Origin of the sequence: Peptoniphilus grossensis (genome assembly GCF_001940285.1) — a bacterium.
Taxonomy (GTDB): Bacteria; Bacillota; Clostridia; order Tissierellales; family Peptoniphilaceae; genus Peptoniphilus_A; species Peptoniphilus_A faecalis.
Genome location: NZ_MJIH01000001.1, coordinates 1,123,198 through 1,147,680, shown reverse-complemented (window position 1 = coordinate 1,147,680; position 24,483 = coordinate 1,123,198). Strand labels below are relative to the sequence as shown.

17 protein-coding genes are annotated in these 24,483 nt (G+C 31.9%); 14 read left to right on the top strand and 3 right to left on the bottom strand.

The genetic code is table 11. The annotated features are described in order from the left end of the window. Nucleotides 1-143: 143 nt before the first annotated feature. The 11 genes from BIV18_RS05535 to BIV18_RS05485 all read left to right on the top strand — a co-directional run bounded on the left by BIV18_RS05535 (nucleotide 144) and on the right by BIV18_RS05485 (nucleotide 17,382). Nucleotides 144-2,789, top strand: coding sequence for an S-layer homology domain-containing protein (locus BIV18_RS05535; RefSeq protein WP_075659663.1), 2,646 nt, complete (start codon nucleotides 144-146; stop codon nucleotides 2,787-2,789). A gap of 100 nt (nucleotides 2,790-2,889) precedes the next feature. Then, entirely contained in the window at nucleotides 2,890-3,612 is a 723-nt protein-coding gene (locus BIV18_RS05530; RefSeq protein ID WP_235860837.1) for an alpha/beta fold hydrolase, read from the top strand. After that, nucleotides 3,612-6,131 carry a bifunctional lysylphosphatidylglycerol flippase/synthetase MprF gene (mprF, locus tag BIV18_RS05525; protein ID WP_075659661.1) on the top strand — a complete coding sequence of 840 codons (2,520 nt, stop codon included), beginning with the start codon at nucleotides 3,612-3,614 and terminating at the stop codon, nucleotides 6,129-6,131. The genes BIV18_RS05530 and mprF overlap by 1 nt, the downstream gene beginning before the upstream one ends. 278 nt (nucleotides 6,132-6,409) lie before the next feature. Then, nucleotides 6,410-7,771 carry an amidophosphoribosyltransferase gene (gene purF / locus BIV18_RS05520; RefSeq protein WP_075659660.1) on the top strand — a complete coding sequence of 454 codons (1,362 nt, stop codon included), beginning with the start codon at nucleotides 6,410-6,412 and terminating at the stop codon, nucleotides 7,769-7,771. Continuing rightward, the gene (locus tag BIV18_RS05515; protein WP_075659659.1) at nucleotides 7,761-11,432 is read left to right on the top strand and encodes a phosphoribosylformylglycinamidine synthase; all 3,672 of its coding nucleotides are present in this window, start codon (nucleotides 7,761-7,763) and stop codon (nucleotides 11,430-11,432) included. Before purF ends, BIV18_RS05515 begins: the two co-directional genes overlap by 11 nt. Nucleotides 11,433-11,498: 66 nt before the next feature. Further along, nucleotides 11,499-12,689: an amidohydrolase gene (locus tag BIV18_RS05510; protein ID WP_075659658.1), complete on the top strand. Its 1,191-nt coding sequence runs from the start codon at nucleotides 11,499-11,501 to the stop codon at nucleotides 12,687-12,689. Between the two features lie 90 nt (nucleotides 12,690-12,779). Continuing rightward, nucleotides 12,780-13,823, top strand: a complete 1,044-nt coding sequence (locus BIV18_RS05505) for an AraC family transcriptional regulator (protein WP_075659657.1) — start codon at nucleotides 12,780-12,782, stop codon at nucleotides 13,821-13,823. Nucleotides 13,824-14,156: 333 nt separating this feature from the next. Then, the gene (locus BIV18_RS05500) at nucleotides 14,157-15,431 is read left to right on the top strand and encodes an SLC13 family permease (RefSeq protein ID WP_075659656.1); all 1,275 of its coding nucleotides are present in this window, start codon (nucleotides 14,157-14,159) and stop codon (nucleotides 15,429-15,431) included. A gap of 12 nt (nucleotides 15,432-15,443) precedes the next feature. Beyond that, a complete protein-coding gene (gene ttdA, locus BIV18_RS05495) occupies nucleotides 15,444-16,340 on the top strand; it encodes a L(+)-tartrate dehydratase subunit alpha (protein WP_178385776.1) in 897 nt (298 codons plus the stop codon). Continuing rightward, on the top strand, nucleotides 16,337-16,945 hold the full coding sequence (gene ttdB / locus BIV18_RS05490) for a L(+)-tartrate dehydratase subunit beta (RefSeq protein ID WP_075659654.1): 609 nt from the start codon (nucleotides 16,337-16,339) through the stop codon (nucleotides 16,943-16,945). Before ttdA ends, ttdB begins: the two co-directional genes overlap by 4 nt. 131 nt (nucleotides 16,946-17,076) lie before the next feature. Beyond that, nucleotides 17,077-17,382: a DUF4298 domain-containing protein gene (locus tag BIV18_RS05485; RefSeq protein WP_075659653.1), complete on the top strand. Its 306-nt coding sequence runs from the start codon at nucleotides 17,077-17,079 to the stop codon at nucleotides 17,380-17,382. A gap of 42 nt (nucleotides 17,383-17,424) precedes the next feature. Here the strand turns inward: BIV18_RS05485 and BIV18_RS05480 are convergent, their stop codons facing one another. Both BIV18_RS05480 and BIV18_RS05475 read right to left on the bottom strand, forming a co-directional pair. Further along, nucleotides 17,425-17,775: a phage holin family protein gene (locus tag BIV18_RS05480; RefSeq protein ID WP_075659652.1), complete on the bottom strand. Its 351-nt coding sequence runs from the start codon at nucleotides 17,773-17,775 to the stop codon at nucleotides 17,425-17,427. Nucleotides 17,776-17,909: 134 nt separating this feature from the next. Further along, a complete protein-coding gene (locus tag BIV18_RS05475) occupies nucleotides 17,910-19,379 on the bottom strand; it encodes an alanine/glycine:cation symporter family protein (protein ID WP_178385775.1) in 1,470 nt (489 codons plus the stop codon). 454 nt (nucleotides 19,380-19,833) lie between these two features. On the opposite strand from BIV18_RS05475, the gene BIV18_RS05470 reads away from it, so the two are divergent. The 3 genes from BIV18_RS05470 (at nucleotide 19,834) to BIV18_RS05460 (ending at nucleotide 22,296) form a co-directional block, all read left to right on the top strand. Further along, on the top strand, nucleotides 19,834-20,535 hold the full coding sequence (locus tag BIV18_RS05470) for a hypothetical protein (RefSeq protein ID WP_075659651.1): 702 nt from the start codon (nucleotides 19,834-19,836) through the stop codon (nucleotides 20,533-20,535). A gap of 132 nt (nucleotides 20,536-20,667) precedes the next feature. After that, complete coding sequence (locus BIV18_RS05465; protein ID WP_075659650.1) at nucleotides 20,668-21,561, top strand: DUF368 domain-containing protein; 894 nt, start codon at nucleotides 20,668-20,670, stop codon at nucleotides 21,559-21,561. 87 nt (nucleotides 21,562-21,648) lie between these two features. Continuing rightward, a complete protein-coding gene (locus BIV18_RS05460) occupies nucleotides 21,649-22,296 on the top strand; it encodes an aspartate/glutamate racemase family protein (RefSeq protein ID WP_075659649.1) in 648 nt (215 codons plus the stop codon). Nucleotides 22,297-22,563: 267 nt separating this feature from the next. Here the strand turns inward: BIV18_RS05460 and BIV18_RS05455 are convergent, their stop codons facing one another. Beyond that, complete coding sequence (locus BIV18_RS05455; RefSeq protein ID WP_075659648.1) at nucleotides 22,564-24,453, bottom strand: ABC-F family ATP-binding cassette domain-containing protein; 1,890 nt, start codon at nucleotides 24,451-24,453, stop codon at nucleotides 22,564-22,566. Nucleotides 24,454-24,483 lie beyond the last annotated feature (30 nt).

Here is a 24,483-nt window from a genome sequence, read left to right as displayed (position 1 = left end):
GAGCAGACATGTAAAGTTTGCTCTTTTTTCTTGCAAAAAATAATGAAACAAATTTTGATTTACCTATTTTTTACCTTTTCTTATCTTAAATTAGACAAAGTTAATCTATATTAGCAGTGAAAAATAATCATGGAGGTATAAAAGTGAAAAATAATTTAAAAGTAAAAGCATGCTCATTATTTTTATTTGTGGCAATGTGGATTTTTTTAATGCCAAATTCTATTTTTGCAGAGAAAAATGTTATAGCAGAGTGGAATTTTAATAGGGATAATTCGACAGGATCTATATCTGAGGGTGATCTTATAATTAAAGATGCAAGTGGAAATAATAATGACTTAATAATGCAAACTTATACAGGTGGACATTTAACTAATGACAAGAATGCAGAAAAATGGGAAGATTATCTTAAATTTTCAGATGAATCCACTAATGGAAAGGGTTCAATTGAATTTTCTGGTGTAGCAAAGGATAAGGGGGCAGATTTTATTACAGTTAATGAAGCACCAATAAATAGCGAAATTTTTAGAGATGGTTACACAATTGAAATTTTATATTATTTGCCAAAGGACTGGACTAATAATGACAAATGGATGGGCATTCTTGCAAGACAAGTTGCAGACACCAAAAATGTAAAGACAATGGATGAACCACAGCTTGGTTCAACTTCTATTGCAGTTTCAAATTGTAAAGAAGTTCAATATTTAACAGCAAATGCTGATGATTCACATATGATGGATTCTTCCGTTTGGTCAATTGCCATGGATAAGGGTGGTCAATGGTATCATGTTGCAATAACTTGCGACAACGAGGGAAATATTAAGTCTTATTTAAATGGAGCTGAATCCTTTAGAAATTATGATTCAACAGATAAGGGTGCTATGAAGGGAATTTTTGCAGATTCAAACGATGGAAGATTTAGAGTGGGTTCATCTTGGTGGAAAGAAGGATTTCAAACTCTAGACAAATTTTTAAACGGGAATATTCAGACTATTAAAATTTCTAGGGGAGCATTAGATAAAAGCAAATGGATAATACCTAATCCTGAAAAACTTGCTGGTGATTTTGGTTCAAACAAAGAGTTTTCCTTAGAAAACAAAAACAATTACAACTTTGTATTTTTACCTGACACACAAAACACAATTAAATTTAAAAAAGATGTAATGAATAAAGCTATTGAAGGACTAATAAAGGATGCTGATAAGGGAAATATTAAGGCTGTTTCACATCTTGGAGATATAGTTGAAGATTATGATTCTAAAGAACAATTTGAAGATTCTAAAAATATTTTTTACAAACTTGCTGATTCAAAAATCAAAACGATGATAATTCCAGGAAATCACGATTATCTACCTGAAGCTGGATTTGGATATGATAATAAGGCCTTTTATCTAAATCCAAATAATAGACCACGAGATTTATTTTATAAAGAATATTATGGAAAAGATTCAGAGTTTCTGGAAAAAGCAAATTATGTTGTAAACGACTCTCCCTCTGGTAGGTCCTCTTATATGAAAGTTAGAGCTGGATCCTATGAATATTTAATAATTGGACTTTCTTGGTATGACCTTGGTCGTGACAGAGAGTGGTTTGAAAATCTTTTAAAGAACAATAAAGAAAATCCAACAATAATTGTATCACATAACATAGTAGATTGTTCAGATACAGAACCATCTTCAGTAGAGTTTTCTGGAGTTGGAGAAGAAATTTGGAAGATAATTAAAAAATATGATCAAGTGTTTATGACGGTTTCTGGTCATTACCATGGCGCAGGAAATAAGATTTATATGAACGACAATAAAAAGCCAGTATTAACAGTTTTAGCTGATTATCAATTCTCTTATAATGGTGGAAATGGATTTTTTAAATATGCTGAATTTGACGAAGATGCAAATAAAATTTTTCTAAAAACTTATTCACCATATGCAGCAACTTTATCTGAAGGTGAAAAGACTTTTTTTGATGTAAATTATATGATGGGCAAGGGAAATGACGATGTAATATCTTTAAACTTTAATGAAAGATTTGATTTTGCAAAAAAATTTGAAAGAGAAAACAATGCAGATGACAAAAAAGATGATAGAATAGAAATTCCTTGGACTGAAATAAAGGACAATGCTGAAATTATTACAGATAATTCAAAGGAAAATTTACAAGATAATTTATTTATAAGGAGCCATCATGAAAAAACTTATCCAGTAAAGGTAACTTCAATATTAACTGAAAATAATAAAGAAACAAAAAATGAAATAAAAAAAGATGATGAAAAAGATTATAAAAATCATTGGGCAGAAGAATTTATTAGTAAGGTTTTAGATAAAAATCTCATGGATTTATATAACGGAAAGTTCTATCCAAATAGAAAATCGACTAGGATGGAACTTGTAAAAGCACTTGCTAAAATGCAAAATGTAAATCCAAAAGATTATAGCGAAGAAGTATTTAAAGACATGGACAAAAATTCTGATGAAAATGGCTATGTAATTTGGGCAAATAAAAAAGGAATTATATATGGTTACGAAGACAATGAATTTAAACCAAATCGTGAAATAACGAGAGAAGAAGTTGCAGCTATAATAAATAGATATTTTGAAAAATTTGGAATTGAAAGAAAAGAATTTAAAAAAATAGAATTTAAAGATAAATCTAAAATTTCAGATTGGGCAAAGGACGAAGTTGAAAAAGCTGTGAGCAGGGGATTGTTTGAAGGAAGAGATGATGGAAACTTTGCTCCAAAGGATTATATTACTAGAGCTGAAATATCAAGGGTTATAGTAAATTTGCTTTCATAATCTGACATTTAATTTAATAATTTTCTTAAAGGTGCTGTGAAGCATCTTTTTTTTGTGGAAAAAGGAATAAAATATTTTAAAGGTGGTAAAATAAATGGAGGTGAGGGATTTGAATAAATTTATTTTAATGCGTGATGGAGCGAAGATTTTTACAAGAATTATTGGAAGTGGCGAGCCCCTTCTACTTCTCCATGGAAATGGAAATGATTCTAGTTTTTTTGACAAGCAAATTATTGGGTTTAAAAGAGATTTTAAGGTCATAGCCATGGACACTAGAGGTCACGGAAAAAGCGATAAGGGCTATAATTTAAACTTTGAAGACTTGTCAAAGGATGTTTTAGATGTCTTAGATAATTTAAAAATTCAATGTGCGAATATTTTAGGATTTTCTGATGGAGCAAATCTAGCCCTCACCTTTGCGAAAAATTATCCAAAAAGAGTTAAAAGACTTATTTTAAATTCTCCCAATAAAGATTTTTCGCAGGTGAAATTTATTCCAAGAATTTTAAGTTACATTTTTTATTATAATTTAAAGATTTTATCCAAAATTTTTACAGGTCTTAGAAATTATTTTTCAATCTATAAACTGATTTTTGATAAAATACAAATTAGAGATAGCGACTACAAAAAATTTGATTTTCCAGTTTTAATTATTGCTGGCGAAAGAGATTTAATATACATTAAAAATTTTTACAAGATTGCTAAAAAAATAAAAAAATCTAAATTATATATAGTAAAAAATCACGGACACAAAGTTGCTAGGACAAACCCTGAGGAATACAATAAGGTGGTTCTTGATTTTTTGAAAAAAGAGGTGAAGTAATGGATAAATTTAAAAAATTTGCTAAGGGAATTAAGCCAATATTTTTATTTGGTGTAATTCTTTTAGTAATTCTTGAATTTACAAAACTGAGAAAGGAAATTTCTTTTGAAGAGGTTTCAAATATTTTTTATGAAATTTCTATAATAAAGATTTTTACAATGGCAATATTGGGATTTATTGCCTTTTTACCAATGGTTTTTTATGATATTCTCTTAAATAATTTTTTAAAATTAGATAGAGATAAGGGATACATAATAAAAAGATCTATCACAGTAAATTCTTTTAACAACTTAATTGGCTTTGGCGGTGTGATAAATATTGGACTGAGAATGAGATATTTTGGCGAAGAAAAGGATGGCAAGAACTTTTTAAAGTTTTTGGTAAAGTCATTTTTCTTTGATATTGCAGGTCTTTCTTTTTTGGCAGTATCATCCTTAATATTTTTAATTTTCTATAAGAGCAAAATTTTAATTAATTATAAAATCTGGCTTCTCGGTGCAATTTTATATTATCCAGTTTTATTTTTTGTATCAAAAATTAGAAATGATGGAGAGTTTTCTATCTCCAAAAAATATGCAATGGAAGTATCTTTAGTTTCAATTTGCGAATGGTTGCTAGCGGCACTTTTTTTCTATACAATTGGATTTTTCCTTGGAGTAAAGTTAAATTTATTTGTGATAATTTCTGCCTTTGTCATTGCAAATATAATTGGGATTTCATCCTTTATTCCAGGTGGACTTGGCTCCTTTGAACTTGTAATTTTAACTATCTTTAACAGCATTGGGATTGATAGCGAGATTGTTCTCACATGGCTTTTGCTTTATAGAATTTTTTATTATATTATTCCCTTTACCTTTGGACTTGTATTTTTTATACACGATCTTGGGTGCATTTTTGACGAGAAAAATGACAATATTCCTTCAAGAGTTATAAAGTCAATAGGGCTTGATATTTTGTCCTTTATGCTATATATTGCTGGGACTTTTATGATTTTGTCAGCGACAATTCCAGAGGAGCTTTCTGAACATTATTGGTTAAGTCAATTTAGTCCAATAAATGCAAATTTGATTTACCAATTTCCAAGTTTAATTTTTGGAGTGTGTTTTATAATTTTGGGACGTGCCAATAGAGAAGAGGTAGAAAGGGCAACTAAGGTAACTTTGGTTTTTCTCATTCTCGCCTTAATATATTCTTTTTTAAGTGGTTTTGGAATAATCGAGCTTATATTTTTAATTTTGGTAATTTTCCTCGCCTTTTTTACGAGAAAAACTCCCAACAGAAAACAACTTGTCTATTCCTTTGAAGCGATTACAATTGATACCTTATTTTTTGTTGTAATTTCTGTAATTACAATTTATTTCATGGTTATAAATTATAAATTGAGACCAATAAATTATAGGGATTTCCTTTTAATCCCCTTTGAAAAGAGCTTTGCAAGATTTTCAATAATTTTTATTATATTAGTTTTTTCTATTCGACTTCTTTTGTTTTACTTAAAGGGAAAGAAAATAAAGCTTGGAGAAAAGCTAGATGTAGATAAAGTTTTAAATATTTTATCGACTTACGAATGCAATCCAGAGTCAGGTCTGGCACTAGTTGGAGACAAGGAAATTTACTATTATGAAGAAGACGGCGTGCCAACTTGTGGAATTTCTATTTCTACATATAGAGACAGGGTAATTGTAATGGGCGAACCCTTTGGAAATAAAAATGATTTTGACAAACTATTGCAAAAATTTGTGGAAGAAGCAGATATATACGATTACAAGCCGATTTTTTATGAAGTAAGTCAAGATGAAACTATTATGCTTCACGATTTTGGATTTTCTTTTATAAAATTTGGAGAGACGGCAACACTTGATCTCCAAAAATTTAATTTGGAGGGAAGAGAACATAAATCTCAAAGAAATGCCCTTTCAAAATTCAACAAATTAGGATATACCTTTGAAGTTGTAAAAGGTCCCTTTGATGATGAATTTTTAGATGTTTTAGAAAAAATTTCTGACAACTGGTTAGAAGGCAAGAGAGAGAAGGGTTTTTCTATTGGATATTTTAATAGGGATTATTTTAATTTATGCGACATTGCAATTGCAAGAGATGAGACTGGAAAAATACTTGCTTTTGCAAATATTATGCCCAATCCAAATAAAACTTGGGCGACAATTGATTTAATGAGATACGATAGAGATATTTCGCCAAGCGGTATTATGGATTATTTGTTTTTGCAACTCTTTTTGCATTTTAAAGACGAAGGCAAAAAATATTTTGAACTGGGAATGGCACCTCTATCCAATGTTGGAATTAACTCAAATAGTTTTGTGGAAGAGAAATTTGCCTACTTAGTTTACAAGTTTGGATACAAATTTTATTCCTTTGAAGGACTTCGAGCTTATAAGGAAAAATTTTCTCCAAATTGGGAGCCAGTTTATTTAAGTTATCCAAATAATACATGGTTACTTTATACAATGCTTTCAATTTTTATGGTAGATATAAATGCTGCAAAGGACAAAAGAAATTGAGATTTATTCAATATTTATTTTTGAACAGTACAATCTAAAAATTTTATGATATAATAATTTTATTACTTTATGGAGGATTAGTTGTATGCTTTTTTGCCCTGCGTTTACAAATAGTTTTATGGATAGGCCTCGTGGACTTCTTAACGCAATTTTTGCGACTAATTTTCTTTTAAATATTTAGCTGTGCTCATCTTTTGATGAGCTTTTTTAGTTGGAGGAAAAATGGAAGATTTTTATTTTATTGAAATTTTTAGGTTTAATGAAGAGGTGTCAATTTAATGTGTGGAGTTATTGGAATTTACTCACAAAGTGATGTGAGCAAAAAATTATTTTACGGTCTTAATTCTCTTCAACACAGAGGACAAGAAGCTAGTGGTATATGTGTCTTTGACGGAAAAAATATGGTGCTGGATAAGGGCATGGGACTTGTTTACGATAATTTTGACGATGAAAGTTTTATTAAATTAAAGGGAAATATTGGAATAGGTCATGTGCGCTATGCAACTGCAGGTGGATCCTATGAATATAATTCACAACCACTACTTGCCTTCTCAAAAAACAGAGAATTTGCCCTTGCTCACAACGGAAATCTAGTAAATCACAAGTCAATAAGAAAAGAACTTGAAGATGAAGGAATGCTTTTTCAAACTGCAATTGACACAGAAGTAATTTTGTCACTTGTTGCAAAATATTATACTGGCGACATAATTGAAGCTGTGAAAAAAACTATGTCGAGGATCAAAGGTGCTTACAGCGTTGTAATGCTTTTTGAGGACAAACTCGTTGCTTTCAGAGATCCTTATGGATATAGACCACTTTTAATTGGAAGGGCAAAAAATGGAGAAGTAATTATTGCATCTGAAAATGCTCCTCTTGAAATAATTGGAACTGATGCCATAAGAGATGTTGAACCTTCAGAAATTATTGTTGTAGATAAAAAGGGCATTCACTCTGAATTTTTTGAAAAAGAAAAAAGACAACATTGCATTTTTGAATATGTATATTTTGCAAGAACTGATGCAACTCTTGACGGTGTAAATTCCTATAACTTTAGAAGAAGATGTGGAGAAATTTTATCTAAGGAAGCACCCGTTGATGCTGATCTCGTAATCGCTGTTCCAGATTCAGGCACACCTGGAGCAATGGGCTATGCTCAAGAGTCAGGAATTCCCTTTGCCGAAGGTCTTGTAAAGAATAGATATATGGGAAGAACTTTTATCAAGCCAACACCTGAAGAAAGAGAACTTTCTGTAAAATTAAAACTAAATCCCCTTGAAACAGTTTTAAGAGATAAGAGAATTATTTTAGTAGATGATTCAATAGTTAGAGGCACAACTTCCAAAAACCTAATCATGAGGATGAAAAAAGCTGGTGCAAAGGAAGTCCACATGAGAATAGTTTCTCCTCCAGTAAAGTACCCTTGTTTTTATGGAATTGATACGCCATCGAGAAAAAAACTTATCGCAGCAAATTATTCTGTTGAGGAAATGAGAAGGCGAATTGGCGCAGATTCTCTTGCTTTTATTTCAATGAAGGGAATGTTAGATGCGACTCTGATGAAAGAAGATGTTTTCTGCAAAGCATGCTTTAATGGCGATTATGCAGTTGAACCAAAGGAGTTAGTTGAATATGAAAAATAATATTAAGAGAATTTATATTACAAAAAAAGATGAATTCGATCACGAGTCAAAATCACTTAGAGAAGAAATCAAAACTTCTCTTGGAATTGACTCCACTTATTTAAAAACTTACAGAAGATACGATGTAGATATATCAGAGGAAACTCTTGATAAGACTATGGCCACTGTGTTTTACGAAGCGCCAGTGGAAGAAGTATATTATGAAGACTATAAAAAATTAGAGGATTCCTTTGAAAATCCCATTGGCATTCAATATCAAGCTGGGCAATTTGACAATAGAGAAGATGGTTTAGTTCAAACTATTGCACTTTTCACTGACGAAAAAGTTAGGGCAAAGGTTACAGAAGTTTATGATATTGGCGGTGTAAATAAAGATGAACTTGAGAAAATCAAAAACTTTCTCATAAATCCCGTTGACTCTAAAGAAGTTGATGTTTTTGAAGAGGTAATTTTAAGAGAAGATGCAAAGAAAAATCACGAAAATCTTGTCTACCAAGGATTTAATAAATTAGATGAAGAGGGGCTAAAGAAATTTGTAGAAGAAAAATCCCTCGCCATGAGTCCAGAGGACTTAAAGGTGCTTCAAAATTATTTTATAGAAGAAGACAGAGATCCAAATGAAACAGAAATTGCAATAATAGACACTTATTGGTCAGATCATTGTAGGCACACAACTTTTAACACAGAACTTGACATTGATTTTAACGTAGTTACTGAATTAGACAAAGAAATTAAAAGAGCCTTTGACTCTTATCTAGAAATTAGAAAAGAACTTGACATCAAAAAGCCAATTACCTTAATGAGCCTTGGCACAATTCTTGCAAAGGAACTTAGGAAAAAGGGCAAGCTTGACGATTTAGAAGTTTCATCAGAAATAAATGCTTGCTCTGTAAAAATTAAAATAAAGGTAGAAGTTGATGGCAAAGAAGAACTTCGAGATTACCTTCTTATGTTTAAAAATGAAACCCATAATCACCCAACTGAAATTGAGCCCGTTGGAGGAGCTAGCACTTGTCTAGGTGGAGCAATAAGAGATCCTCTTTCTGGAAGAAGTTATGTATATCAAGCCATGAGAGTTACTGGTGCAGGAGATCCCTTCACTCCAATTGAAAAAACTTTAAAGGGAAAACTTCCACAAAAGAAAATCGTAACAGAAGCTGCAATAGGTTATTCATCCTATGGAAACCAAGTTGGAGTAGCAACTGGACTTGTCGACGAATTATATCACCCAGGCTATGTGGCAAAGAGAATGGAAACAGGTGCAGTAATTGCAGCTTGTCCCCTTGAAAATGTACAGAGAATAGAACCAACTGAAGGCGATGTAATAATTTTACTCGGTGGCAGAACTGGTAGAGATGGAATTGGAGGAGCGACAGGATCATCAAAATCGCATAATGTAGAGTCTATACAGACAGAATCTGCACAAGTGCAAAAGGGAAATGCACCTGAAGAGAGAAAAATTCAAAGATTATTTAGAAATCCTAAGGCCGCAAAATTAATAAAAAAATGTAATGACTTTGGTGCAGGTGGAGTTTCCGTTGCCATAGGAGAACTTGCAAATTCAATCGAAGTTAAACTGGACAAAGTTCCATTAAAATACATGGGACTAAAGCCTAAAGAAATTGCAATTTCTGAATCTCAAGAGAGAATGGCAGTAGTTGTAGATAAAAAAGACGTGGATACATTTATGGAGCTTAGCGACAAAGAAAATTTGGAAAGTACAGTTGTTGCAAGAGTAACTGGCGATGGCAGGCTAAAAATGTATTACGAAGATGAAATTATCTGCGACATGAGCTACGATTTTGTAAACCAAACTGGAGCAAAAAGAAGAGAGAAAGTTGAAGTCCTATCTGAAGATTTCCCAGAATTTTTAGTAAATAAAGATGGCGTCAAAGATTTAGAAAAATATTTAGCTGATTTAAATATCACTTCAAAGAAAAACATGATTGAAAGATTTGATTCATCTGTGGGAGCGGCGACTGTACTTCAACCACTTGGAGGTAGTAAACAAAACACGCCGGCACAAGTTATGGCAGCACTTATACCAGTTGATAATGGAGATAGCAAAACAGCTTCTGTAATGAGTTATGGATTTAATCCAAAGTTATCTGAAGAATCACAATATCTTGGTGGATATTATGCAGTAATAGAATCTATTGCAAAACTCATTGCATCAGGTGCACCACTTTCTGGAATAAGACTTTCCTTCCAAGAATTTTACGAAAAAATGGACAATGCAAAATCTTGGCCAAAGCCACTTAAATCACTTCTTGGAGCATTAACAGCATCAAGATATTTTGACGCACCTCCAATTGGAGGCAAGGACTCCATGAGTGGAACTTTTGAAGATATAAAGGTGCCCCCAACACTTATTTCCTTTGCAGTAAATACAGTGGATGCAAAAAATATAATAAGTCCAGAATTTAAGGGCAAGGGCAAAATTGGCATTATAAAGGCTGAAAGAGAACACATTGGCACCCTTAACCTTGAAGAAACTAAGGAAAATTTTATAAACTTACAAAAGGAAATAAGGAAGGGCAATGTAATTTCTGCTGCAGCAATAAATCACAAGGGAACACTTCCACAAATTTTCGAAATGGCAATAGATAATGTAGGCTTTAATTTACAAGTTGAAGATCTTTATTCACCACTTTACGGATCTTTTATAGTTGAATATCTAGAGGATAGAGAATTTATAGAAAAAATTGGCGAATTTAGAGATGACCAAAAGATGAAAGTAAATGGCAGTGAATTGGATTTAGAAAAATTAAAAAGAGCTTATTTAAACACAATGGACAAAATTTTCAAGCCAGTTGACACAAATAAACTAGCTGAAGTAAAACAGAAAGAAGTGCCAAAGAGAAGAATGAAGTCCAAAAAACCAGTGGACATTGTCAAGGTAATAATACCAGCTTTTCCTGGCACAAACTCAGAATATGACACAGCTAGAGCCTTTGAAAGAGCAGGAGCAAAAGCAGAAGTAGTAGTGTTTAAAAATAAGAACAATGAAAAGGTAAAGGAATCCATAGAAGAATTGGCAGCAAAAATTTCTAATGCACAAATTCTTGCAATACCTGGAGGATTTTCACTTGGCGACGAACCTGGAGGATCTGGCAAATTTATAGCAAATGTAATTAGATCAGATAAAGTTAAATCAGCAATCGAAAAATTACTTACAGACAATGACGGATTAATACTTGGAATTTGTAATGGATTTCAAGCATTAATTAAGACGGGCTTACTTCCTTACGGAGAAATAAAAGATCTTGAAGAAGACGACCCAACACTAACTTATAACACTTGCAACAGACATATTGCAAGAATAGTGGACACAGTTGTAATGTCAAATAATTCACCATGGCTTCAAAAACTTGAAGTTGGAAAAACTTATAAAGTTCCAATTTCTCACGGCGAAGGAAGATTTATCGCAAGTGAAGACAAGGTAAAGGAAATATTAGCAGAGGAACAAGTTGCAATTTGTTATAAAGACGCACCAAATGGATCGCTATTAAATGTAGAAGCCTTGATATCAAGAGATGGAAAAATCTTAGGAAAAATGGGACATAGCGAAAGAGTTGTAGAAGGTACCTTTAAGAACATAGCTGGAATTGAAATAGAAGATATCTTTACAGCAGGCGTAGAATTTTTTAAGAAAGACTAATTGGGACTACAAAATGTAGTTCCCATTATAATTAAAATCATATAAAAGGAAGTAAAAGTACACATTATGGAAAAAAGTTTATTAAGAGAAATTTTTGAAGAAATCGATAAAAGACAAGACGAAATGGTAGAGCATCGTCGCCATATCCACAAGAATGCCGAGCTTTCCTTTGAAGAAAAAGAAACAGCACAATATCTTGAAGATTATTACAAGGACAAGGATGTTGAAGTTACAACAAATATGGGAGGCTATGGTCTTAGAGTTGTAATTGACACAAAAAAACCTGGCAAGACTATTGCCTTAAGGGCAGATTTTGATGCACTTCCCATAAAGGAAGAAACGGGACTTTCCTTTGCATCAAAGAATGAAGGGGTAATGCACGCCTGTGGTCACGATGCACATACAGCCTACTTAATGCTATTGGCAGATATATTGCTAGAGAAAAAAGATAGATTAAGAGGAAAAATAGTAATAATACACCAACATGCAGAAGAAGCACCTCCAGGGGGAGCAAAACAAATGATAGAAGCTGGAGTCCTCGATGGTGTAGACAATGTTTTTGGAATTCACGTAATGTCAGCAATGCCCTTTGGGACAGTTCAGTACCACAAAGGCAATACGCAAACGGGCAGAGCGAAATTTAGCGTAAAGTTTCAAGGAGTAGGTGGACATGGATCAATGCCACATCTATCCAATGACGCCATAGTTGCAGCATCATATTTTGTAACTGCAGTACAAACTATTGTATCACGAAGACTTTCACCCTTTGAAAATGGAGTTATAACAATTGGATCCTTTGAAGGAGAAGGAACTTTTAATATTATAAAGGATTCAGTAACGGTAATAGGCGATGTTAGGGCAATGTCAGATCACACAAAGGATGTAATTGAAACCGAAGTAAAGAGAATTGCAAAGGGTATTGGCGATACCTTTAATACAGGAGTGGAAATAAATTACGCAAATGACTATCCAGTTTTATACAATGACCCAGAGATGACAGAGTTAGTAGTGGATGCTATAAAAGAAGCAGAAATTCCTGAAGTTAAAGAAATAAGCGATGGAGGAGAACAACCCCCATCAGAAGATTTTTCCTATTACGCAAAAGAAAGACCTTCTTGCTTTTTCTATGTAGGAGCACATAAAGAAGATGCCCCTTACCCACACCATCATCCAAAATTTGACATAAGAGAAGATGCAATGATAATTTGTGCAAAAGCCATGGCAGCTGTTGCAGTAAAATATTTAACAGAAGATTAAATTTTAAAACCTGCCTTTGATTTTTAATATTATTAAAAATTAGAGAAATAAGAACAAAGCTTGTGATACAATTGAGCAGAGGTTGATTAAATGCAGGAATTAAACTTTTCCTATGAAAAAGAAATTGGAAATGAAATTTATAAAATAAAATGTTACGCTTATTATGTCGGTGCCTTTAACTATAATTGGCATGAAGATGTAGAGTGTTTAGTTGTTTTAAATGGAAAACTGGAAGCTTGCCTTAATGGAGAAATTTACAATCTTTCAAAGGGAGATATAGTTTTCTTCGACTCAAAGGAAGGTCATGCAACTCTTGCTAAGGAGAAGGAAACTATTGCACTTGTACTACATTTTAGCCCAAAAATTTTAGATGGCTTTGATAAAAATAGAGAAAGATATCATTGGAAGGGTGCAACTGATAGCGATTCGAGAAACAATAAATTTGCCCGTGAAATTAGAAAGAGCCTTGTTGAAATTATTGAATCCTTCTATGACAATTCCTTGGAAAGTAAAATTAAGAGATCAATTGCAACAGACAAGATAATTTTGGAGTCAATTGAAAATTTTGCTACAAAAGAAGAAGTAAATAAAGAGGATATTAAAAACTCAGAAAAAAATGATGCAATAAAAAAGATTATTCATTATTTAGATGAAAATTACAGAGAAAAAATTAGCCTAAATGATATAGCAGATCTCGTAGGTTATCATCCTAACTACACTTCTGAAATTTTTTCTAATAGTGTTGGCATTCCCTTTACAGAATACTTACAAAGAAAAAGACTTTCTGCGGCGACTAAAGATTTAAAACAAAGTGATAAAAAAATATCGGAAATAGCTTTAGATTATGGCTTCTCCAATGTGAGAAGTTTCAACACGTCCTTTAGGGAAAGCTTTGGCAGGTCTCCATCAAAGTATCGTGAAAGTCTAGATAAGGAAACTATTGAAATAGATGCACAGTTTAAAAAAGTTTTTTTAAGCCTTGACAATGAACACTGGTTACGGGCAAAAAAAGAATTTACTTTTGAAAATGAAAAGCTTGAAAAGGTTGAAGCCAATGTAAATTATTTGGAAATTGAGAAGAAAGTTTACAGAGATATAATTGATGACTTAGAGAAAAAATTAAATAAATTTTAAAGACTTCGGTTTTCCGAAGTTTTTTTAGTTTTAAGGAAATTAAACTATTGATGAAGAATAATTAAATATTTTCAAATCTTAAATTTTTGATATGCAAAATTTTAAGATGAAAATTCCACGGGGAAAATAATAATTTAATAGAAGGGTGAATTTCAAGAAGTTTTAAAAAATTATTATGTAAAATTTTAAGATTAAATTAAAAAAAATAAGCCAATATTTAATTATCTTTTGTTTTTTCTGTTTTCCTAAAGAAAATTTTACTTATTATTGAGATAGAATTTATAAAACGCTTTCCATATAATGGAATCACAAATGAAAATATAGGAGGTTAGTATGAATACACAAACTATCACCATTGGATTTTTACTTTTTGCAATAATTATGTTTGCATGGGAAAGGATTCCTCTATGGGTTACGGCTATGATTGTAGCAGTTGGTCTTGTGCTTACAAAAGTTTTAGAAGCTAAAGATGCTTTTGCAGGCTTTACCGATTCAAATGTGCTTTTATTTATCGCAATGTTTATAATTGGAGCGGCATTTTTTGAAACGGGCATGGCACAGCGAGTTGGAGGTCTTGTTACAAAATTTGCCAAGACAGAGAGACAGCTAATAGCGGCGATAATGATTATTACGGGACTTATGTCTGGTATTTTGTCTAATACGGGTACTGCAGCAGTGTTAATTCCGGTATTAATTGGCATATCACAGTCGACAAAATTTCCAAGGTCAAAAATTTTATTACCTCTTGTCTTTGCAGCAGCCATGGGTGGAAATTTGAGCTTAATTGGGGCACCGGGAAATATGATAGCACAGTCTGGGCTTGAAACTATTGGACTTGAATTTGGATTTTTTGAATATGCAAAAATAGGTCTTCCAGTTTTGATTGTTGGAATAATATTTTTTGTAACAATTGGATACAAACTTCTTCCAGACAATGCAGCAAAGGAAGACGAAGATTCAATTTATTCACAAGAGAAGTCCTATGAAGATGTAGCCGAGTGGAAACAATGGGCTTCACTAATAATTTTGATTTTGACAGTACTTGCAATGGTATTTGAAAAACAAATTGGAATAAAACTTTTTGTTTCAGCGTGGATTGGAGCACTTATTCTCGTAGTATTGGGAGTTATTTCAAGTTCAGATGCAATTAAGTCAATTGACATGAATACTGTTTTACTTTTTGTAGGTTCTCTTGCCTTGGCTACGGCTTTGAAAGAAACAGGCACAGGAGATTTAATAGCAAATACAATTGTATTAAAACTTGGAGATAATCCATCGCCAAGGGCACTTTTGATTATAATCTTTATAATATGTGCTACACTCACAAACTTTATGTCAAACACGGCTACAACTGCACTTATGGTTCCAATTTCACTTTCCATTTCACAGGCAATAGGAGCAGATCCAAGGGCAGTTTTAATGGCTACAGTAATTGGTGGATCAATGGCATATGCAACGCCTATTGGTATGCCAGCAAACACTATGGTATATAATATTGGGGGATATAAATTTAAGGATTATGTAAAAGCAGGACTTCCATTGATAATAATTTGTGGAATAGTAGCTCTAATACTTTTGCCAATTTTCTTCCCCTTCTTTCCAAATTAAAAGGAGTAAATAATGAATAGAAATAATTTAGAAAAAAAATTTATTGACGAGATGGCATCCTTTGTTGGCATTGTAAGTATGAAACTTCCAAAGGATGTAGAGGATAAGCTAAGGGAACTTTCTGAGAAAGAAACAAATCCATTGGCAAAAACTATTTATGAAACTATGAAGAAAAACCAAGAACTTGCTTGGGAAATGAAAAGACCATCATGTCAAGACACAGGAGTTTTACAATTTTTCTGTGAAGTTGGAGAAGAATTTCCCTTTAAAGCAAAATTAGAAGAACTTTTGAGAGAGGCAACTTATAAAGCTACAATGGAAACTCCTCTGAGACACAATAGTGTTGAAACCTTTCAAGAATATAATACTGGCAAAAATATAGGAAAGGGAACGCCAACTGTATTTACAAAAATTGTTCCAGGATCTTCTGCAAAAATTTACACATATATGGCAGGTGGAGGTTGTTCTCTTCCAGGTGCAGGAGTAACTCTTATGCCAGGCGAAGGCTATGAAGCTGTCGTAAAGTTTATTTTAGACAGAATGACATCTTACGGACTAAATGCTTGTCCACCACTATTGGTTGGAGTAGGCATTGGAACTTCAATTGAAACAGCTGCGATGAATTCAAAACTTGCTCTTATGAAAAAAGTTGGAGAGCATAGTGAAGATGAAAGAGCTAGAGATTTAGAAAAAAGACTTGAAGATGGAATAAATAAAATTGGAATTGGGCCTCAAGGTTTTGGAGGAGAAAATTCTGTAATGGGCGTCAATATTGTAAACACTGCAAGACATCCAAGTGTATTATCAGTTGCACTAAATGTAGGATGTTGGTCACATAGAAGAGGTGCAATATTGTTTGACGAAGAGATGAATTATGAAATATTAAGCCATGAAGGGATAAAATTATGAGTAAAAAAGTTTTAACAACACCAATATCAGCCGAAGATATTAAAGATTTAAAAGTTGGAGATATAGTATATTTATCAGGAAGGATGGTTACATGTCGTGATGTTGCTCATAGAAGAGTAATAGAAGAAGGGCTTGATTTACCAGTGGACGTTCGTGATAAGGCAATACTTCACGCTGGCCCAATTATCTCAGAAAAAGATGGAAATTACGAAATGATCTCTGTTGGTCCAACAACTTCAATGAGAATGGAAAAATTTGAAGAAGAATTTATAGATAAGACAGGGGTAAGAGTAATTATCGGCAAAGGTGGTATGGGCGAAGGAACTGCTCGTGGTTGCAAAAAGAATAAAGCCATTCACGTAGTAATACCTGCTGGGAATGCTGTTTGGGCAGCCACAAGAGTAAATAAAATAGTAGATGCGCAGTGGAAGGATTTAGGGATGCCAGAAACTTTATGGGTATGCGACGTCGAAGAATTTGGACCATTAATTGTATCAATTGACAGCCATGGCAATAATATTTTTGAACAAAACAAAGTGATTTACAATGAAAGAAAAGAAGAAGTGTACAAAGATATTATTGAGCATGTTCATTATATAAAATAAGTGAGTAATATAAAATTGATAAAGGCGAGAAAAGATAGACCTGTGGTTTATCCTTTTCTTTTGTCCTTTATTTTTTTATAATATAATAGTTCGATAAAAATTAAGTCATATTATTAAATAAGGGGGATGTAATGGATCCTGTAAAAAGAATTAGTGAAATGGAAAAGATTTTAAGGGATCATAATGAACTCATTGAAAACCTTAGAGATTCCCTTGAAAGGTTTGGAGCTCATCAAGATGAATACAGAAAATTAAGGGACTACTACAATTCAGAAACATATTTTGATGATTTAGAAAGTTATGACAAGGGCGAACTTCCAGAAAATTTACTTTGTGGCGTTCTTTCTGAAGATGCTGTCTACAATCTTTTTTGCGAAAATTTTAATATCTCCATTGATTTGCTTGAGGTCGCTACTGAAATTTTAAAAAATCACTAAATTATATATTAAAAATAGCAGTCCCTTTATAGGACTGCGTTTTTAGTTAAAGTTTTTGCTAATTATTTCTCTTATAAAGTTATTTATAAAACTTAAAACTATACTTGCCCAAAAGGCTGTGCCAAAGCTTCCGATATATGCAGTGGAAACTAGATTAAAGGCAATTTCGAGAACTACTGCGTTTATAACTAGGGAAAATAATCCCAGTGTTACTATTGTAATTGGCAGCGATAATAATTTTAATATTGGTTTTATTGTAAGATTTACTAGTGAAAAAATTATTGCCATTGTTACAAAGGCACTTGGTTTTGTAAAATAAATATTTTCAAATAATATGTCTAATATGTAGAAGGACAAAAAGTTTGCCACAAGTATTCCAAATATTTTTTTCATGATTTCCTCCTTCTATTCTATTTTAACACATACAAAAGATCCTAGGGTTTTAAAAAAGCAAGTAAATTTCACAAAATTTTACGACAAAAAAGTCGCAGACTAGCTACGACTTTAAATTTTTATTTTATTTTATTTTATTTTTTGTCCCAAGCAGTGATTTCACTCATGTATGGTTTAAGTTCTCTTACATCTTCTGGATTAAATACAGGATCTTTTCCTTCTTTAAGTTGTTTAATGTAGTCGTTATATACGCCAACAGAAATTTTTCCTAAGAAGATCAATACTATTAAGTTTATTACTGCCATAATACCCATAAATACGTCGCCTGTGTTCCATACAATTGAAAAGTCACCAATGCAGCCAAGTATAACTGCTATAAGAACTAGAACTCTATAAATATTTAATGAGTTTTTGCCAAGGTTTAATTTTAAAATATTGTTTTCACCATAGTAATAGTTGCCGATAATTGAAGAGAATGCAAACATCAATACGCAGAATGTCAAAAAGTAATTTGACCATCCACCTACTTCCTTTGCAAGAGCAGCTTGTGTAATTTCAAGTCCTTGTAAATCTGAGGCATAAATTCCTTCGCCTGCTAATATTACAACGAAAGCTGTTGCTGAACACACTAGGATTGTATCAAGATATACTCCAAGAGCTTGAATAAGACCTTGTTTTGCAGGGTGAGATACATCAGCTACTGCTGAAGCATTAGGTACTGCACCCATACCAGCTTCGTTAGAGAATAGTCCACGTCTTATACCATTTAGTATAGCTGTGCCAAATAATCCACCAAAGCCAGCTTTAAGTGAGAAAGCTCCACCAAAAATTAGTCCAAACATATGTGGAACAAGTTTGATGTTTTTGAATACTATAAATAATACAACTACCATGTAAATAATCGCCATAAAGGGAACTAATAAACTTGTTACATCGGCAATTCTTCTTAGTCCTCCAAATATTATAAGACCTGAAATTATTATAAGTGCAAGTGCAATAATTTTTTTGTCAAGTCCAAAGGATGAATTGAATCCAGCAGCAATTGTGTTTGCTTGCATCGCATTGAAGTTAATACCATATACAACAGATATTACTATTGAGAATAGTGCTGCAAGTTTTGGCTTTTTAAGGGCTTTTTCCATGTAGAAAGCAGGCCCACCCTTGAAAGTTCCATCAGGATTTCTTTCCTTAAAGACTTGACCTAAGGTATTTTCTACAAAGGATGATGCACCACCAATAAGTGCTGTAACCCACATCCAAAAAACTGCACCAGGACCGCCAATAGATACTGCTGCTGCAACACCTACTATATTACCTGTACCAATGTGAGATGCCGCAGAAATTGTAAAGGCCTTAAAAGGAGAAATAGCATTTTCACTTTCTGCCGGTTTTGAAATTAGTTTTATAGCATGTCCAATATTAGTTATTTGTCCGCCTCTAATCTTGAAAGTATAGTAAAGACCAATGCCAAGTAGTAGAGGAATTAAAAGATATGTATAGATAGTATCGCTTAAAAGACCTGTAGTCATGGAAAAAGCGTCACCATACATTTTTTGTCCGATTAAATTGCCTATTTCATGAATAGTTTGAATTATATTTTCCATAATTGCTCCTTATAAATTTATAAATATTGTCAAAGGTCACTGGAAATTTAATCTTTTTAATAAGTTAAAAAATGATATAAAGTGCAAATAATAAGATTATTATTCCAATATAGAGAAGATTTCGCTTGAAAATTTATAAATTGCAACTTCTCACGACCTATAATAAGAGATATTTGAAATTGATTGCAGAATTATCTATTTTAAAAAATTAAAAATATAAATTATATTTATAAAAAATTTTTAAAATTTAAAAATAAAACATGAGCAATAGTTCAATTTACATAAATTTTATCTCTCGATTTTAATTGAATTTTAAATCTTCAGCTATAAAAATTCACCCCCTCAGTTAAAATTTATTATAGCACAAAATGAAATCGATACCAATAAAAATATAAATACTTTAACTATGTTTCCGACTATGATAATATATTTATGAAAAACAAAGGAGGATACAATGAGAAAATATAGTTATGGATCTATAATGTTGATATTATTATTGATGGCAATTATAGCGGGAATTTTTGACAATATTTTTGACGATAAACTTTCTATGCTTGGACCTATTATTCTTTGGATTGGAAATTATGTTGTTTGCAGGGGACTTTTATACACGAGAGAAGGCACTTTTTCAGAGTATTTAAGGGGAATAAAGACAATTACAGGAAAAGTCTTTTTGGCGAATATTTTAATTGGATTAATTAGTGTTGTAATACTTTTACTTTCAACCTTAACATCAGGGACTGGATTGGTATTAAGTGATATGGAAAATGGAAAAATTATACCCATTATTTCAATTTTATATATTTTGATTAATACGATTATTTCACTTATATTTGCTTATTTAAACTTTGTCATGGCAGATGAGAGATATAGAGATTTATCTTTTTCCCAAAACATAAAACTTATTTTTAAATCTGGAATAAGATTATTTTCACAGACTCTCATCACATTATTAAAAGTCTACATGATTCCAATAATTTTAAGTATTATTATAATTTTATTAGCGATAGTTGTAAAAACTATGCCATTGATTATAATAATTGTATCTATACTTGGAATAGCTGCAATAATTGGATTTGTAGTAATTACACCCATCTATATGGCGAGGCTTTCTGAAATATACTTAGACAATATCGAAGAAATTTACGAAGATTAATAGAAGATAAAGAAGTTTTATAATATTGCACAGCAAATACTCTGTGCATTTTTAATAAAAATTTAAGAAAGTTTACGATAAATTAATAATTAAAATTCCACATAAATGTTATCATATATAAATGGAGGAATTATGTTAATTAATATTTTTCACGGCATGATGATGGCAATAGCCGACTCCGTTCCTGGAGTGAGTGGCGGAACTATTGCCTTTATACTGGGATTTTATGATAAATTTATTGAATCTCTTCATGAATTCTTTGAAGGAGAAAAAGGTGGGAGAAAAGCTTCTTTTTTTTATCTCTTAAACTTGGGACTAGGCTGGCTATTTGGACTACTTCTTAGTATTTTTTTCTTGTCAGAATTATTCCAAAGTAAAATTTACTTTATGAGCTCTGTTTTTTTGGGACTAACTATTATGTCCCTTCCCTTTGTCATAAAAAGCGAAATAGAAATTTTAAAAAAGCATAAAGACAAATTTTATTTTATTTTTATTGGAATTTTTGTAGTTGCCCTTTTAGTTTATTTTAGGAGCAAGAGCAAACTCATAGGGAACTTTGACTTATTTAATCCAAATACCTTTGACTATTTTTATTTATTTATATCGGGAGCAGTGGCAATTTCTGCCATGGTTTTGCCAGGCATCTCTGGCTCATCAATACTTCTCATTGCAGGAGTTTACATTCCCATAGTAGAGGCTGTGGGTGAAGTTTTAAGATTTAATTTTGAAAAGATCATGTCCTTATTTGCAATGTCCCTGGGAATTTTATTTGGAATTTTTATGTCCATAAGAATTATTAGAGATAAAATGAGAAAAAGCAGAGGAAAGATGCTCTACCTAATTATCGGCATGATTATAGGTTCTATTTATGCAATTGTAATGGGACCAACTACTATAGGAGGAAATGCAGCATTAAGCACAGAAAACTTTAGCTTACTTGGATTTTTTATTGGAATAATAATTTTATTTATCTTAGAAATCATAAAGATTTTCACAAGTACAAAAAAGAAAAGGACAGCGGAATAAAAATTAACATTTATATAATATTTATGGAAAATTTTTACAAAGAAAATAAATATAGAAAAAATTGATTTATTTTAAGGGAGTGATGAAATGAAAGTAGGAGTATTTGCAGGAACTTTTGTCGACACTAGGATGGGAGTTGAACTTTTAAAGTCGAGAGGATTTGATACCCTTAGTTTTCCCATTTCAAAAAATCCAAAGGAGCAATCGCATCTTCAATATTATTCAAAGGATGAGCTAACAAATATTGTTGAAAAGAAAATAGTTGAGGCAAAAAATGAAGGGGCAGAAAAAATTTTTATCTATTGCAATTCTCTTTCAGCCTCTATTGATGTGGACAAATTAACTCAAAGTCAAAACATTGAAATTATAACTCCCTTTGACTTTTACAAAAATCTCGACAATCGCTATAAAGACATAGTAATACTTGCAGCAAATTCAAAATCAGCCCATGGAATAGATAAAATAATCTCTGAGAAAATTTTTAGAAACACAATTTCCATTGGAATGCTTTCCATAGTTGAAGAAATTGAAAAGAAAACTTTGCCCAGAGATATTGTATCAAAGCTTGGTCTCAAGGAACTTTTTAAATTTTTTAATTCCATGGAAAAAAAGCCAGATGCAATAATTTTAGCTTGCACCCACTTTCCCTACATGAAAGAGGAGTTTAAAAAATTAACGAATATTGAAATTTTAGATCCTGCAGAGGACATGATTCACAAACTAAAATCAAAATAAAAGAGCTGTTTTTTCAGCTCTTTTATTTATCCACAGAAGTTGATAACTTTTCATATCTGTGGATAATATTGTATATTTTTTGTAAAAATTAAGTTAAAAATTTGAAAGATTAGAGATTTTTTTTGTTTAATGATAATTTTTTCAAAATGTGTATTAATTGTGCACTACTTTTAAAAAAAATATTACTTAAACTGTGGATAATGTGAATAACTTTGGGGATAAAGTAGTTGGCACAAATATACTTGTGGAAAACTTTTTTTAAATCTTTTAATTTTCTTCTAATTCCATCCAAATTTCATAAAGCTTATCGAGAGTATTTGCAAGGGTTTCACGCTTTATTGATAAATCATTTGCTAGTTGATAATCTTTGTAAGTATTAGAGTTTGCAAGTTTTTCATCTATTGTGGATAACTTTTCTTCAATGTCTGCAATTTCATTTTCAATTTTTTCCTTTTCTCTTCTAAGTTCTTTATTTTTTTTCCTTTCTTCTCTTTCCTCTCGCTTTTGCCTTGCAATTTCTGTCTTTGACTTGTAACTATCCTCAAAAGTTTCAACTTCAGTAGTTTTTTCCAAGTAATAATCATAATTGCCCAAAAAAGTATTTATGCCATCTTTTTTCATTTCAAAAATTTTGTCAACAGTTTTATTTAAGAAATATCTGTCGTGAGAAATGGAAAGGACAGTGCCCTCGTATTTAAGAAGAGCATCTTCAAGTATTTCCTTTGAATCAATGTCTAAGTGGTTTGTAGGTTCGTCAAGGACCAAAAAGTTTGCACCCTTTAACATAATTTTTAATAGAGAAAGCCTTCCACGCTCACCACCAGAAAGTTCGTCAATGGTTTTGAAAATATCGTCACCAACAAAGAGAAATTCAGCCAAATATTTTCTCACTTGAAAATGTTCAAGCTTTGGAAATTCGTCCCAAATTTCATCTAAGACTGTGTTATTTAAATTTAAATTGTCTAGTTCTTGGTAGAAAAAAGCAATTTCGACATTAGATCCAATTTTTACTTCGCCAGAGTCTGGTCTAATTTTTCCTGCGATGATTTTAAATAAAGTGGACTTGCCCACACCATTGGGCCCGATAAGTCCAATTTTATCATTTTTATAGACAGAGGCATTTAAGTCGTGAAAAACTAAGTGATCGCCAAAGGATTTTGAAAGATTTTTAATCTCTAAAACATCCTTGCCAGAAGTCTTATTTGTAGTAAAGGAAAGACTTGTTTTTTTATTTGATAATGGCATTTCGATTTTTTGCATCTTGTCCAACATTTTCTTTCTGCTTTTGCCCTGTTTTATAAATCTATCGCGACCAAGACTAAGGTAGCGCTTTATAATTTCCTCTTGCCTTTTAATTTCCTTCTGCTGATCATCGTATTGTCTTTTTAAAACCTCAAAATCTTTCTTCCTCTGCCTCATATAATTGTCGTAATTGCCAGAATAAGTTTTAGTTTCTCCCTTTTCCATTAAGACAATTTTTGACACAATATTATTTAAAAAATATCTATCGTGGCTAATTATAATAATTGCCTTGTTCACATCCTTTAAGTATTTTTCAAGCCAAGAAATTGCATCTATGTCCAAATGATTTGTAGGTTCATCTAGTAGGAGAAGATCTGCATCCTCAAGAAGAAGCATGGCAAGAGCCACACGAGATTTTTGCCCACCAGAAAGAGTTGATATGTCCCTATCAAAATCCTCCTCGCTAAATCCAAGCCCAATTAAAGTTCCCCTGATCCTAGAGTGGAAGGAATAGCCATCTCGCTTGTGAAACTCATCTTGCATACTTTGATATCTATTTAATTCCTCTTCCAAATTATTAGGATTTTCTGCTATAATGTGCTCTTGTTCTCTAAGATTTTTTTCAAGCTCAATTAAATCTCTAAAAATAAAAAGGCAATTATCGTAAATACTGCCTTCCTGATTTAAATTAAGTTGTTGCTCCAAATATCCGATTTTTAAATCTTTTTTTCTAAAAATTTCACCATCATCATAGGATAAGTTTTCAGTAATTATATTAAAAAGGGTGGACTTTCCACTTCCATTAATTCCAATAAGGCCAATTTTGTCCTCCTCTTCCACTATTAAATTAGCATCTTTAATAGTTTCTTCGTCAATGTAGGATTTTTTAATATTTGTTAAACTAAGTATTGGCATAATGACCTCCTAGATACATTTTAACAAATA

What these genes read in the sequence shown, in the direction of transcription:
- BIV18_RS05505 (WP_075659657.1), top strand. Translation starts at nt 12,780, where the DNA reads ATGCAGGAATTAAACTTTTCCTATGAAAAAGAAATTGGAAATGAAATT.
- BIV18_RS05460 (WP_075659649.1), top strand. Translation starts at nt 21,649, where the DNA reads ATGAAAGTAGGAGTATTTGCAGGAACTTTTGTCGACACTAGGATGGGA.
- BIV18_RS05510 (WP_075659658.1), top strand. Translation starts at nt 11,499, where the DNA reads ATGGAAAAAAGTTTATTAAGAGAAATTTTTGAAGAAATCGATAAAAGA.
- BIV18_RS05475 (WP_178385775.1), bottom strand. Translation starts at nt 19,379, where the DNA reads ATGGAAAATATAATTCAAACTATTCATGAAATAGGCAATTTAATCGGA.
- BIV18_RS05455 (WP_075659648.1), bottom strand. Translation starts at nt 24,453, where the DNA reads ATGCCAATACTTAGTTTAACAAATATTAAAAAATCCTACATTGACGAA.
- BIV18_RS05515 (WP_075659659.1), top strand. Translation starts at nt 7,761, where the DNA reads ATGAAAAATAATATTAAGAGAATTTATATTACAAAAAAAGATGAATTC.
- ttdB (WP_075659654.1), top strand. Translation starts at nt 16,337, where the DNA reads ATGAGTAAAAAAGTTTTAACAACACCAATATCAGCCGAAGATATTAAA.
- BIV18_RS05485 (WP_075659653.1), top strand. Translation starts at nt 17,077, where the DNA reads ATGGATCCTGTAAAAAGAATTAGTGAAATGGAAAAGATTTTAAGGGAT.
- BIV18_RS05480 (WP_075659652.1), bottom strand. Translation starts at nt 17,775, where the DNA reads ATGAAAAAAATATTTGGAATACTTGTGGCAAACTTTTTGTCCTTCTAC.
- BIV18_RS05470 (WP_075659651.1), top strand. Translation starts at nt 19,834, where the DNA reads ATGAGAAAATATAGTTATGGATCTATAATGTTGATATTATTATTGATG.
- purF (WP_075659660.1), top strand. Translation starts at nt 6,410, where the DNA reads ATGTGTGGAGTTATTGGAATTTACTCACAAAGTGATGTGAGCAAAAAA.
- BIV18_RS05500 (WP_075659656.1), top strand. Translation starts at nt 14,157, where the DNA reads ATGAATACACAAACTATCACCATTGGATTTTTACTTTTTGCAATAATT.
- ttdA (WP_178385776.1), top strand. Translation starts at nt 15,444, where the DNA reads ATGAATAGAAATAATTTAGAAAAAAAATTTATTGACGAGATGGCATCC.
- mprF (WP_075659661.1), top strand. Translation starts at nt 3,612, where the DNA reads ATGGATAAATTTAAAAAATTTGCTAAGGGAATTAAGCCAATATTTTTA.
- BIV18_RS05465 (WP_075659650.1), top strand. Translation starts at nt 20,668, where the DNA reads ATGTTAATTAATATTTTTCACGGCATGATGATGGCAATAGCCGACTCC.